The organism is Nonomuraea sp. NPDC046570 (genome assembly GCF_040645915.1).
Classification (GTDB): domain Bacteria; phylum Actinomycetota; class Actinomycetes; order Streptosporangiales; family Streptosporangiaceae; genus Nonomuraea.
Window position 1 is genome coordinate 1 of the sequence record NZ_JBEYZF010000078.1, and the last position, 12,776, is coordinate 12,776.

A 12,776-nucleotide genomic window follows, 5' to 3' on the forward strand; every position below is an offset into this window, starting at 1 on the left:
CCGAAGATGATCGCACGCGTGCACTTCGATCTGCTGCTGTCCGAAGACGGCAGGCGCACCGCGGCCGAACTGACCCACAGACTCAAGATCAGCCCAGCCTCCGTCTCCGTCGCCGTGAACTACCTGGTCGAGCAGGGATACGTCCGGCGCGAGCGCGATCCCCAGCGGCGCCGCGACATCTACGTGATCGACGACGACGCCTGGTACAACTCGATCGTGACCGGCAGGCGGCAGACACTCGAGACAGTGCGGGCCACGATGGCGGCGGTCGAGACGTGCGGGCTCGACAGCCCCGTGGGGCAACGACTGGCCAAGGCAGGGGCGTTCCTGGAACGGGTCAGCCTGGACATGATCGAGTCCGCCGACCGCTGGCGCACCCTCCTGACCTGATGGGGCTCAGCCGAACCGAGGCCGGCGGGCTGAGGGGATGGGTGGACGGAGGAGCGGATCTCCGTCGAGCACGATCTTGTCTTTGTATGCCTTTCGCAGCCCCGAGGCCGCAATCGCTGAGCCGTTCATGGCATCCACCATCGCCGACAGCTCTGATACCGGGCCGTCGCCGTGCTGACACGGCCGCTGACACGACACCACAGCAGACCTCATCGCCGCCGGGACCTCCGTCGCGGTTGCCGCCGATGATCGCTACCTCGTGTATGCCGGTTCCTGGTATCTGGGGCGACACCGCCTAAGCCGTAATGACCCGGACCCCGGCCTCGGTGATGCGCGCCACCAGGTGTTCGGGAGCCGAGCTGTCGGTCACGAGCGTGTCGATGTCGCCGATGGGGCAGACGCGGGACAGGGCCCTGCGCCCGAGCTTGGAGCCGTCGGCGACGACGATCACCCGGTCGGCGCGCGCCGCCATCGCCCGGTTGATCGTGGCCTCGCCGTCGTTGTGCGCGCTCGCGCCGTGCCGGTCGTCGACGGCGTCGACGCCGAGGATGGCGACGTCGAGGGCGATGCCCTCCAGCATGGCGCCCGCGATCGAGCCGATGAGCTCGTAGGACTGGGGATGGGCGGCGCCGCCGGTCACGACGACCCCGATGTGCGGGCGCACGATGAGCTCGTTGGCGATGTTGAGCGCGTTGGTGACGACGGTGACCGCCGGGCCGCGCTGCTCCTCGTTGAGATCGGCCCTGGTCGCCAGGGCCCGCGCCACCTCGGTGGCCGTCGTGCCCCCGTTCAGCCCGACGGTCGCGCCCGCCGGGACGAGCATCGCGGCGGCGGCCCCGATGCGCTGCTTCTCGGGCGCGTGCCGCGCCACCTTGTAGCGCATCGGCAGGTCGTAGGAGACGCTGTGGGCGGTCGCCCCGCCCCGGGTCCTGGTCAGCAACTGCTGGGTGGCGAGCTCGTCGAAGTCACGCCGCACGGTAGCCCCGGACACCCCGAGCTGCCTGGCCGTTTCGTCGATGTCGAGCTGCCCGGTGTTCGCCAGCATCTCCAGCAGCTTGTTCCACCGTTCATAGCGGTTCAACGATGCTCTCCCAGCTCAGAAAGGTGACAACATTATTGCATTGTTTGCAACTTCGTGTTGACTTCTGTCGCGTATCTGCTCCACGATGGCACGTGACACATCTGGAGCTCTCCTCCATCACGATCTCCACGGCTCCCATGGGCCGCGACAACCCGCTGCCCCCACTGCGGGAGTTGCACTATTTCCAGCCGAGCGTGGCAGACGCCGAGATCTCGCGTGGCCTGACGTACGGGCTCGCCACCTCCTTGCTGCCGTACACCCTCTTGGATGGATATGGGCGGGAGCGCGCTGACACGCCGTTGCGCACCGCCGTTCTGTCCAACGGGATCCTGCGGGCGGAGTTCCTGCTCGACTACGGCGGGCGCATGTGGTCGCTCCGCCACCTGCCGTCGGGCCGCGAGCTGCTCCACACCGGCTCTGTGCTCCAGCCCGCCAACCTGGGCCTGCGCAACGCGTGGTTCGCCGGAGGGGTGGAGTGGAACATCGGCACCCTCGGGCACAGCCCGCTGAGCTGCGTGCCGGTCCACGCGGCCAGGGTCGAGCGCCCTGACGGGACGCCGGTGCTGCGGATGTACGAGTTCGAGCGGATGCGCGGGATCGTCTTCCAGGTCGACGCCTATCTGCCGAGTGGTTCGCCCGTGCTGTTCACGCATGTACGGCTGCGCAACCCCGGCGAGGCCGAGGTCCCGGTGTACTGGTGGACCAACCTGGCCGTCCCTGAGACGCCCGGCACCAGGGTGCTCGTCCCCGCGACCGAGGCGTACCAGATGAACTCCGACAACATGCTGCGCCGGGTCACGGTTCCCGAACACGACGGCGTCGACGAGACCTACCCCGGCCGGGGCGCCTACCCCGCCGACTTCTTCTACGACGTGCCCGACGGGACCCGTGGCTGGACGGCCGCGCTCGGTGAGGACGGCACCGGGGTGATCCATACCGCCACGGGCAGGCTGAGGGGCCGCAAGCTGTTCCGCTGGGGCACCAGCGTCGGCGGGCGCAACTGGCAGGAGTGGCTGTCCGGCCCCGGCGCCGCGTACCTGGAGATCCAGGCTGGGCTCACCCGTACCCAGCTCGAGCACGTGCCGCTGGCCTCGGGCGCCTCCTGGTCGTGGGTCGAGGGCTTCGGCCTGGCCACCGCCGACCCGGCCGAGGTGCACTCCGCTGACTGGACCGGCGCACGAGCCGCCGCCGCCCGCGCGATCGAGGAGCTCGTGCCCGAGCGGGTGCTGGAGTCGGAGCTGGCCGGGGCCGGGGAGTGGGCGGACGCGGCTCCCATGGAGACCCTGCACAAGGGTTCCGGCTGGGGAGCACTGGAGCGGCTGCTGCGCGGCCTCGACCTGCCCGGCACGCCCTTCCCCGAGGACACCATCGGCCGCGACCAGAATTCGTGGCGCGCGCTGGTCCGCACGGGCACGATGCCGACCCCGTCGCCGGATCTGCCGCCCTCCTCGTACACCGTGGGGCCGCGCTGGCGCGAGCTGCTGGAGAAGAGCGAGGTCACCTGGTTCACCCAGCTTCACCTGGGAGTGAACCGCTATCACGCCGGAGACAAGGAGGGGGCGCGGGAGGCGTGGCGGCGCTCCCTGGCCTGCGACGTCAACGCGTGGGCGCTGCGCAACCTGGCCGTCGCGGACGCCGCCGAGGGGAACCTGGCCGCGGCGGCGGCGGGCATGATCAGGGCGCACCGGCTGGTGCCCAGGCTCCGCCCGCTGACGATCGAGACGCTGAAGGTGCTGGTCGGGGCCGACCGGCCGGGCGAAGCGCTCGCCGTCGTCGACCGGCTCGACCACGCCGACCGGTGGCACGGCCGGATCCGCCTGCTCGAATGCCAGGCCGCGGTGGACGTCGGCGACCTGCGCCGGGCGGGACGCCTGCTCGACAGCGGGATCGTCGTGGACGACCTGCACGAGGGCGAGGACGCCCTCGACACGCTGTGGTGGGCCTACCACGAGCGCAGGGCCGCCGCTGATCTCGGCATCGTCAACGACCCCGCGAGGGTGCGGATCCGCAGGGACCATCCCCTTCCCTGCCTGTACGACTACCGCATGGATTAGTGCATCCGGAAGTCGTAAACGCCGGGCAGCGGCTCGCCCGGATCGTGGTAGGCGTACCAGAGCTCGTGCAGCGCGTCCTCGCCCTCCCGTAGGTCGGGCACCTCCAGCTCCCCGTCGAGCAGCCGCCCGGCCCGCTCTCTGTCGCCGGCGGCGAGCGCGGCCCTGCACTCCAGCAGCCTGATCCGGCCGACGGCCCGCTGCTCGGCGTCGAGGGAGTCGAGGACCGCGAGCGCCTCCCCCGACCGGCCCGCCAGCAGCAGCGCGGACAGCGTCTCGGCGGTGAGCTGCCACACGCCCGGGGCCAGGGCATGCGCCTCCGCGAGGCGATCCGCCGCGCTGTCGTGCTGCTGGGCGAGCCGGTCGAGCTCGGCCAGGTTGCGCAGCGCCCAGGGGGTGCGGCGTCTGCGCAACGAGTCTTCCCAGGCGGTCCGCGCGGCCGCGGCGTCGCCTTCCGCCATCGTGAGCAGCCCCCTGTGCAGGAGGCTGTGCCAGTCGGCGGGCTGTTGCCGGAGCAGCTCGCGCCAGGGTTCGCCGAGGACGGGGTCGGCGGGCGGCTCGGAGGCGGGCAGCGGGTTGCCGGCGAGCAGTTCCAGCCAGGGCTTCTGCTCGGGGCCCAGGGTGTCGTCCTCGAAGGGGGTCGCGGCCAGCGCCGGGAGCGCTCCAGCCGCCCGTTCGAGCGCGCCCCACCCGGAGCCCCTGTACAGGCGGGCCACGGGCGGGGCGTCCACCCAGCTCGACGCGGCCTTGAACTCGTCGTCGAGCGCGGGGACGAGCCCGGCCACCTCGGCGACAGCCGTACCCCAGTCCCCGTGCACGGCTGCCGGGTCGGCCTCGGCCAGGCCGTACGCCTCCAGCCACGACCACTCGGAGCGCGCGGGCATGGGCAGGTGCTCCAGCTGGGTCCGGGCGAGGCCGCCCTGGATCTCCAGGTAGGGGGCTCCGGGGCCGGAGAGCCACTCCTGCCACCTGCGCCCTCCCTGCGCGGTCCCCCAGCAGAACATCTTGCGCCCGCGCAGCCTGCCGGTGGAGGCGTGCAGGAGCCCCCGGCCGGTGCTGTCGAGCGCGGCGATCCACGGCGGGGTGGCGGCGGGGATGTCGAAGAAGTGGTCGCAGGCCGCCTCCGCGCGGGCGGTGTAGCTGGCCTCCGGCGGGAAGGCGTCGTACCGGATCTCGGCCTCGTAGCCGTAGTGGTAGGAGTGGTCGGCCGGCGCGATCACCCGCGTGCCGGGCGTCTCGGGCACGGCGATGTTGGACCACCAGTACACCGGCACCTCGTGCGGGTGCGGGTTGCGGATCCTGACGTGCACGAGCAGGTACGGCGAGCCGCTCGGCAGGTAGGCGTCGAGCTGCACCACGAGCCGCCGCATGCGCTCGTACTCGTACATCCTGAGCACCGGGGTGCCGTCGGGCAGCTCGGCTCGCACGGCGTGCAACGGACTGCTGGTCAGCGGCCAGTGTCCCGTCGTGCCGAGGTTCCACTCGACCCCGCCGGCCAGCCAGGCCCCCCGCAGCGCGATGTTGGCAGGCTGCACGATCGGGTTGCGGTGGAGCAGCTCCCGCCCGCTCGCCCGATGCTCCAGCGACCACAGCCGACCGCCGTAGTCGAGCAGGAACGTGGCCTTCAGCTGCTCGTTCTCCAGCACGGCGACGGTGAGGTCCCGCTCGGCCAGCCGCCGGTCGTAGCCGTCCTGCTTGGTGTACGGCAGCAGCGTGGCCGGCATGCCGTACGCCCCCGCCGCGCTCGCGGGCACCTCGGTGCCGTGCAGGATCGGCAGCGGGCTGGCCCGCGGGAAGGCGGCCGCGGGCATCCGTATGGTCTCCATGCTGATCATGGACAAAGCTCCTCTGCTGCAGGAATCGCCCAAGCATGTGAATTTCTGCAATAAATGTCAAGAATCATTGCATGAGAATGCGTCAGGGGCTTCAATGTGTGCAGAGTTCCCCCAGAGATGAGTGCGCACATGATCAATTCCTCTCGAACCGCCCTCGTGGGCGGCGTCGCCTTGCTGTTGCTGTCCGCCTGCGGGGGCGGGCCGGCCACTCCGGATGCTTCGGAGGCGAAGTCCTTCACCTACTGGTCCATGTGGGAGGAGAACGAGCCGCAGGCGCAGGTGCTCAAGTCGGCTCTCGACTCCTTCGGCAAGGAGAGCGGCGTCCAGGTCAAGGTGGAGTGGCAGGGCCGCAAGGTCCAGCAGAAGCTCACCCCCGCCCTGCGCGGCGGCGACGTCCCCGACCTCGTGGACCAGGACGGCAACAAGACCTGGGCGCCGCTCGCCGCAGCGGGCCAGACCCGCGACCTGTCCGGCGTCTACGCCGCGCAGGTGCCCGGCGAGGGCCGGACCGTCGCCGAGGTCGGACCAGGGAAATACCAGGAACTCGTCACGGGCGCCGACGGCAAGCCGTACATGGTCCCGTACGAGGTGATCGCCTTCGGCCTCTTCTACAACGGCGCCGCGCACCCCGACATCGCCGCCAAACCGCCGGTCACCTGGGAGGAGTTCACCGCCACCCTCGACAGGCTGAAGGCCGGCGGCCATGGCCCGCTCGCCGTGGACGGCGACATCGGCGACTACGACGCCATGTGGCTCGTCGACCTCATCACGCGGGAGCTCGGCGACGGCTCGTTCCTCAAGGCGGCCTCCGACAAGAGCGCGGCGGCGTGGGACGACCCCAAGGTGCTGTCGGCTCTCGGCCGGGCCGAGAAGCTGGCGAAGGGCGGCTACTTCGTCGACGGCTCGTTCGGCAGCAAGTTCCCCGCCGTCCAGGAGAAGTGGGCAGCCGGCAAGGCCGACTTCCTGCTCATGGGCACGTGGGCGCCCAGCGAGACCCAGAAGTCCGCCGGGCCCGCCTTCGCGTACCGCTCGTTCCCTTTCCCCTCCGTGGGCGGCGCCCAGTCGGTGCGGACCAGCCTGATCGGGTTCGGCATCCCCAAGCGGGCCGCGCATCCCGAGCTGGCCGAGAAGTTCATCGCCTACTTCATGAAGAAGGACGTCCTCTCGGGTATCTCCGCCAAGGCTCTCAACATCACTCCGCGCCCGGACATCGCCGCGCCCGAACCGGTCGCCGACCTGGCCAAGGCCCTGAGCACGATGCCGACGGCCCCTTGGTTCGACGGCGCCGACGGCCTGCCCAACTACTCCGTCGAGGTCTTCTCGCCGGTGGCGACCAAACTGCTCAGTGGCAAGGTCGCCGCGGCCGACGCCGTCAAGGAGCTCAAGGACCTCCAGGTCAAGTACTGGGCGAAGCAAGGGTGAAAGCGCGCCGTCGGGTGATGTGGGTGTTCGTCGCTCCCGCGCTCCTCCTCTACGCCGTCTTCCTGCTCGGGCCCACCGCCGCCTCGGTCTGGGTGAGCCTGCACGCCTGGGACGGCATCGGTGAGATGCGCTTCAAGGGAGCCGGCAACTACACGCTGCTCCTCAGGGACGAAGTGTTCCTGAAGGCGTTCGGCAACACCCTCGTCCTGCTGGTAGGTGGCGGCGTCGTGGTGTTCACGCTCAGCTTCGCGCTGACGATGGCGCTGCGTGACATGCCGGGCAAGCGCACGGTCCGCTCGGTGCTGTTCTTCCCGAACATCGTCGCGCCCGTCGTGCTGTCGGTGCTGTGGGGCTTCCTGTTCCAGACCGACGGCCTGGTCAACTCCGGGCTGGCGGGCGTGGGGGTGGACGACCCGCCCAACTGGCTGGGCGACCACCTGTTCGGGCTGATCTTCGCCGGGCTGGTCTGGATGAACACCGGCTTCTACGTCACGATCCTGATGGCGGGAGTCGACCGCATCCCCCGCTACTTCTACGAGGACTGCGCACTCAACGGGGCGACGGCGTTCCAGCGGCTGCGCCACCTCACGCTGCCGCTGACCTGGGACGTCGTCGCCACATCGGCCGTCATCTGGACGGTGTCCTCGCTGAAGATCTTCGAGTTCATCTACGCCTTCGGCGGCACGGCCAACGACCTGCCGCCGCCGGACGTGTGGAACTCGGCGCTGTTCATCTTCGGCAAGACCTTCGGCGGGCGGGTGCCACAGTACGCCTTCGGCTACGCCTCGGCCTCCGCCGTCGCGACCCTGCTGCTCATCGTCGTCTTCGTCCTGCTCCTGCGCCGGGTGACGCGCCGTGAGCGCGTCCAGTTCTGAGAGGTTCCTCCATGATCCGCAGGATCGGCCTGAGCGGAGTCTGGCTGGCCGTGGCGTTCAACCTGTTCACGCTGGCGTGGATCGTGAGCACGTCCCTGCGCCCGCACCGGGAGATCTTCGCCATCCCGTGGGGGCTCCCCTTCAGGCCGATGTGGGAGAACTTCGCCGAGGCGTGGAGCAGCGGCAACTTCGGCGGGGCCGCGCTCAATACGATCCTGCTGGTCGGCCCGTCCAGCATCGTCATCGTCGCGCTCTCGGCTCCGGCCGCCTACATGCTGAGCCGTACCAAGGGCCGGGCTCCGTCGGCCCTGACCGTCCTGTTCGCCATGGGTATCGGCATCCCGACCCAGGTGGTCATCATTCCGCTGTTCGTGCTCATGCAGAGCCTGTCGCTCGTCAACAGCCTCGCCGGCCTGTTCGTGCTGTACGTCGCCGTGTCGCTGCCCTTCACCGTGTTCCTCCTCACCGGCTTCTTCGGGTCGCTGCCCGACGAGATCGAGGAGGCCGCGGCCCTCGACGGGGCATCGGTCCTGCGCACGTTCTGGCAGATCATGCTGCCGCTGGCCAGGTCCGGGCTGATCACGGCGCTGGTGCTGAACGCCATCGGGCTGTGGAACGAGACGTTCCTCGCGCTGGTCTTCCTGCAGAGCACCGACAAGCAGACCCTGCCACTCGCCCTGCTGGGCTTCCTCTCCAAGCAGCAGTACGCGGGGGCCGACTACGGCGGCCTGTTCGCCGGCGTCGTCATCCTCGTCCTCCCGATGCTGGCCGTGTACGTCTGGCTCGGCCGCCGCATCATCGAAGGCCTCACTCTCGGTGCAGGAAAGTGATCGACTAGAGAAAGGCGAACCCCCCATGCGTCGTGTGCTCGTGGCGCTCCTCCCCTTACTCGCGTTACTTTGGGTACCGACTCCAGCTTCAGCGGCTGGACTGTCGGTCTGGATCCAGAACTCCGCCGACCGGCCGTTCACCTCCACTGTCCGGCCCCCAGGGGCGGAGACCTCGATCGCGCTCTTCGCGGCGCGCAACGAGTTCGAGGCCGCCCAGATCCTCGTCCGCTCCGACGTCGCCACCACCGGGGTGTCGGTGAACACGGGCGCGCTCGCCGGGCCGGGGGGCGCCACCATCCCCGCCGCGAACGTGAGCGTGCGCAGAGAGTACAACCACCCGAGGATCACCAAGGTCGGCGGCGACGTGCAGCAGCCGCCCGACGGCGGCACCGCCTACTACGACGCGCTGGTGGACAACACGCCGCAGAACCTGGCGGCCAACAGCACGCTGGCGTACTTCTACCAGGTGCGGGTGCCCACGGGTCAGGCGCCGGGCGTCTACACCGGCAGCGCCACCGTGCGCAGCACCGCGGGCGACGTCGCCGTGCCCGTCTCGGTGCGCGTGTACGACGTCACCGTCCCGGCCGCGAACCAGTCGACGTTCAAGATGAACAACTGGTTCGGCTCGGCCGGTTGGAACTTCACCACGACCGTTCAGGCGATCCTCAACCAGTACAACGTCCAGCAGTTCGACGCCAACTGGTGGAAGGTGATGGAGAACGTCGCCAAGAACTTCGCCAAGCACCGGAACAACGTCGTCTTCGCCGACTTCACCGGGCTGCTCGCCCCGAACACCACGGTCAGCGCCTCGGGCCAGTTCACCTTCGACTGGACCACCTTCGACAGGTTCGTCCAGCTCTTCGTGGACGCCGGGGCGATGCAGTACATCTACACCCCGCACGTGCTGGAGAACAACGACGCACCCCAGCTCGACACACTCGCGGCGATCAACGGCGTCAGCGGTCCCGTCCACCGCGTGCTCAAGGACCCCGACACCCCGCAGACCAACTCCTACCTGGACCAGGTCTTCCCCGCCCTGAAGGCGCACCTGGACGCCAAGGGCTGGACCGACCAGTTCTACATGAGCGCCCTGGACGAGCCGAACTCGCAGCCCGCGCAGACGGCGTCGAGCTGGGTGTACGCGAAGTACCGCGCGTATTTCCCCAACCCGCTGACCAACGAGGCGCACCTCCACAAGTTCACGGCCAACGAGTCGCTGCTCTCCACGCTGACGCCGCTGTCGAGCACCTACAGCGACAACATCGGCTACTACCAGAGCCAGCGGCTGGCGGGTAAGGACCTGTGGCTCTACACCTGCATCGGCCCGCAGGACCAGCACATGAACCGCTTCATCAGCTACCCGCTGGCCTCCACCAGGCTGCTCCCCTGGCTCATCTGGAAGATCGGTGGCACCGGCTACCTGCACTGGGGCTGGGACTACTGGTGGTTCGACAACAACAGCAAGCCCGACACCTTCGACGGCGCGCACACCGGCGACGACTGGCTCGTCCGTCCGAACGTCGCCGCGTACGACCTCTACGACAGCCTGCGCAGTGAGGCGCAGCTCGACGGCCAGGAGGACTACGAGCTGCTCAACCTGCTCAAGACGGCCAAGCCGGCCGCCGCGAAGAGCATCAGCGAGAGCCTGATCACCGACGCCAAGGTGTACGACCGCTCGGGCGCGTCCGCTGTCCAACGGCACCGCCACATCCTGGAGGCGCTGGCCGCGGCGGGACCCGACGGGACGTTCCCCTTCAGCGAGGACTTCTCCCGGGGCCACGACAACAACTGGCGGCACGTCCAGGGCGACTGGTCGGTGAGCGGCGGGGAGTACGTCCAGTCGGACACCTCCGCGCTGTGGGGCCTGACCTCGACCGTCGAAGGCCGCTCCTACGGCGACGTGGCCGTCAGCGCGGACCTGCGCATCACCGGGGTCGCACCGTCCGGCGGCAACAGTAACTGGGCCGGGCTCATGGTCCGCAGCCTCAACGCCACCGACATGGACTCCGGCTATCTCGTCGCCCAGCGCAACAACGGCAGGATCTTCCTCTACCGCAGCGGCGTGACACTGGCGGAGGCTCCGGCTCCCGGCTACGCGGCCGGGCAGTGGAACCGCCTGCGGGTGGTGGCGAAGGGCGGCAAGATCGCCGTCTATTCGGGCACCGGGCAGGACCCGGTGCTGTCGGTGACCGACAACTCCTACCCCGTCGGCGACATCGCCGTGGTCACCGGAGGCGCGGCCGCCCGTTTCGACAACGTGCGGATCAACCCGATGACCAACCCCGCCGAGGGCGCGACCGTGACCGCGTCCAGCTCGTACCAGGGCGACGGCTGGGGCGGGAACTCCGCCGCCGACGGTCATCGGGGCTCCGTCTCCGGAGCCATGGGCTGGAGCAGCATCGACAACCTGACCGCCAACCACACCGAGTGGGTACGCTCCGACCTCGGCTCCGCCCGGCCCATCAGCCGCGTCGACCTCTACCCACGCAGCGACGGCGCGAACACCGGCCGGGGCTTCCCCATCGACTTCATCGTCCAGGTGTCGGCCGACGGCACCAACTGGACGACCGTCGCCACCAAGACCGGCTACCCCAGGCCCGGCGCCGAAGCCCAGACCTTCCCCTTCCCCCAGGTGAACGCCCGCTACATCAAGGTCACCGGCACCAACCTGTCCACCGACGCCTCCGGCAACTACCACATGCAACTGGCCGAAATCGAAGCCGCAGGCGGCAACCTCGCAGCAGGACGCCCCTTCACCTCCTCCAGCTCCGTCGAATACCCCGAAGAAAGCTGGATCAACACCAACGCCACCGACGGAATCCACACCTCCGACCTCGGCTACTCCATGGGCTGGAGCAGCACCGGAGCCACCACCCAGCACACCGAATGGGCCCGCGTCGACCTCGGCGGACCCAGCCGCATCTCCAAAGCCACCCTCTACGCCAGAAGCGACGGCACCAACACCGGCCAGGGCTTCCCCCTCGACTTCGTCATCGAGGTGTCGGCGGACGGCACCAACTGGACCACAGTCACCACGAAGACGAACTATCCCAGACCCGGCGCCGAAGCCCAGACCTTCACCTTCACCCCCACCACCGCGAGATACGTCAAAGTCACCGGCACCAAACTCAGCACGGCCGGCACCCTCTACATGATGCAGCTCGCCGAACTCGAAGTGTCCTGATCACGCGGTAACTCATCAGCGCTCATCGGCCCAGAACCGCCTGGCGCCGATGAGCGCTGGGTGCCCCGACGGCAGGTACGCGGCTACGGGCGGCAACAGGGAGGTGTGGCTGTGGGAGATCGCCAGTTGGGAACGCGCCGCACACCTATTCGGTGTCGCCGCCTTTTGACCTCAGTAGTGCACGGTTGTTCTCAAGGTCGAGGTCTTCGACGTTGAGGGAGAGGATTTCGGCGGCGCGGGCGGCGGTCTCGTAGAGCATCTGCCACAGGGTGCGTTCGCGGAGCGGGATGTCGCGGCGCGACAGCAGCCGATGGATCTTGGTCTTGCCGACGGCTTTGGTGTGGTCGACGTGTCCGCGGCGGCGTTCGGCGTCGGCCGGGACGGCCGGCGCGGCCCATTTCTTCTTGGCCTGGCACCAGGTGAGCCAGGAGGAGACCGCGGCCCGGTTTCGGTTCCAGGTGGCCGGCTTGCTCGCACCCCACAGCGTGGCGAGCGCGTCGCCGATCTCGGTGTCGCTGACGTCGGCCAGGCGGCGGGCGCCGCCGCCGATTTCGGCGATGGTCCGGTCGATGGCCGAGGCGTAGGCGCGGTGGGTGTTGGGGTTGGCGACCTGGTGGGTCGAGGGAACTCCTCGGCCGCCTCGGTGAGGGTGACGCTGTCGCCGCGCAGCGCGGTGATCTTCCGTCCGGCGGCCGCGGTCACCGGCTGCCCGCGGCGGGTGCGATGTACCGGATAACGTGCCCGAGTCGCACATCGGCCCTGAGGACGGATCCGCTGGTCGGCCGTGATCGTTCGGGCCCTATGTACGTCCATTATCACGTACATGGCTAGCCGTCTGCGGTGCCATCGTGGAGCTGGTGATGAAGGCCGAGTCGGGCGGAGCGCCAGGCCGCGCTCGCCCACTCCGCGCACACCGTGGCCGGCGGGGGCGACTCCATGCCGCCGGAGCCGCCCCTGGATGAGGACCTATCTCGCACGGATGCTTGAGGGGATCGCGCGCCGCGGCTACATCCCCGCTAGATCGCTGATGTGAAATTCGGGTTAGTGATCGTAGGCGGTCAGGGACCGTTTCACGGGTGCGCCGGTGTTCCAGTTGTGCCAGATGACG

At 69.3% G+C, this 12,776-nt stretch carries 9 protein-coding genes; 6 read left to right on the forward strand and 3 right to left on the reverse strand.

The features are described 5' to 3' along the window. The coding region (locus ABZ911_RS42145; RefSeq protein WP_358070007.1) for a helix-turn-helix domain-containing protein at positions 1 to 390 on the forward strand (390 nt) is incomplete at its 5' end. Positions 391 to 685: 295 nt separating this feature from the next. Here the strand turns inward: ABZ911_RS42145 and ABZ911_RS42150 are convergent. Beyond that, positions 686 to 1,471, reverse strand: coding sequence for a DeoR/GlpR family DNA-binding transcription regulator (locus ABZ911_RS42150; protein ID WP_358070010.1), 786 nt, complete (start codon positions 1,469 to 1,471; stop codon positions 686 to 688). Between the two features lie 92 nt (positions 1,472 to 1,563). Between ABZ911_RS42150 and ABZ911_RS42155 the strand changes: the two genes are divergently transcribed. Then, complete coding sequence (locus tag ABZ911_RS42155; protein WP_358070013.1) at positions 1,564 to 3,525, forward strand: DUF5107 domain-containing protein; 1,962 nt, start codon at positions 1,564 to 1,566, stop codon at positions 3,523 to 3,525. Here the strand turns inward: ABZ911_RS42155 and ABZ911_RS42160 are convergent. Then, entirely contained in the window at positions 3,522 to 5,357 is a 1,836-nt protein-coding gene (locus ABZ911_RS42160; protein WP_358070016.1) for a DUF5107 domain-containing protein, read from the reverse strand. The genes ABZ911_RS42155 and ABZ911_RS42160 overlap by 4 nt on opposite strands. 129 nt (positions 5,358 to 5,486) lie before the next feature. Between ABZ911_RS42160 and ABZ911_RS42165 the strand changes: the two genes are divergently transcribed. The 4 genes from ABZ911_RS42165 to ABZ911_RS42180 are packed head-to-tail and all read left to right on the forward strand — an operon-like array spanning position 5,487 to position 11,668. Then, positions 5,487 to 6,779 (forward strand): ABC transporter substrate-binding protein, encoded by a 1,293-nt coding sequence (locus ABZ911_RS42165; RefSeq protein ID WP_358070019.1) that lies wholly within the window; start codon positions 5,487 to 5,489, stop codon positions 6,777 to 6,779. Next, complete coding sequence (locus ABZ911_RS42170; RefSeq protein WP_358070022.1) at positions 6,776 to 7,654, forward strand: sugar ABC transporter permease; 879 nt, start codon at positions 6,776 to 6,778, stop codon at positions 7,652 to 7,654. The genes ABZ911_RS42165 and ABZ911_RS42170 overlap by 4 nt, the downstream gene beginning before the upstream one ends. 11 nt (positions 7,655 to 7,665) lie before the next feature. Next, the gene (locus ABZ911_RS42175; protein WP_358070024.1) at positions 7,666 to 8,484 is read left to right on the forward strand and encodes a carbohydrate ABC transporter permease; all 819 of its coding nucleotides are present in this window, start codon (positions 7,666 to 7,668) and stop codon (positions 8,482 to 8,484) included. Between the two features lie 25 nt (positions 8,485 to 8,509). Then, a complete protein-coding gene (locus ABZ911_RS42180; RefSeq protein WP_358070027.1) occupies positions 8,510 to 11,668 on the forward strand; it encodes a discoidin domain-containing protein in 3,159 nt (1,052 codons plus the stop codon). Between the two features lie 145 nt (positions 11,669 to 11,813). Here ABZ911_RS42180 and ABZ911_RS42185 read toward each other — a convergent pair whose 3' ends face one another. Further along, complete coding sequence (locus tag ABZ911_RS42185) at positions 11,814 to 12,422, reverse strand: tyrosine-type recombinase/integrase (RefSeq protein WP_358070029.1); 609 nt, start codon at positions 12,420 to 12,422, stop codon at positions 11,814 to 11,816. Positions 12,423 to 12,776: the final 354 nt, after the last annotated feature.

Coding starts and splice junctions, on each gene's coding strand:
- ABZ911_RS42165 (WP_358070019.1), top strand. CDS start 5,487: ATGATCAATTCCTCTCGAACCGCCCTCGTGGGCGGCGTCGCCTTGCTG.
- ABZ911_RS42175 (WP_358070024.1), top strand. CDS start 7,666: ATGATCCGCAGGATCGGCCTGAGCGGAGTCTGGCTGGCCGTGGCGTTC.
- ABZ911_RS42160 (WP_358070016.1), bottom strand. CDS start 5,357: ATGATCAGCATGGAGACCATACGGATGCCCGCGGCCGCCTTCCCGCGG.
- ABZ911_RS42180 (WP_358070027.1), top strand. CDS start 8,510: ATGCGTCGTGTGCTCGTGGCGCTCCTCCCCTTACTCGCGTTACTTTGG.
- ABZ911_RS42185 (WP_358070029.1), bottom strand. CDS start 12,422: ATGTGCGACTCGGGCACGTTATCCGGTACATCGCACCCGCCGCGGGCA.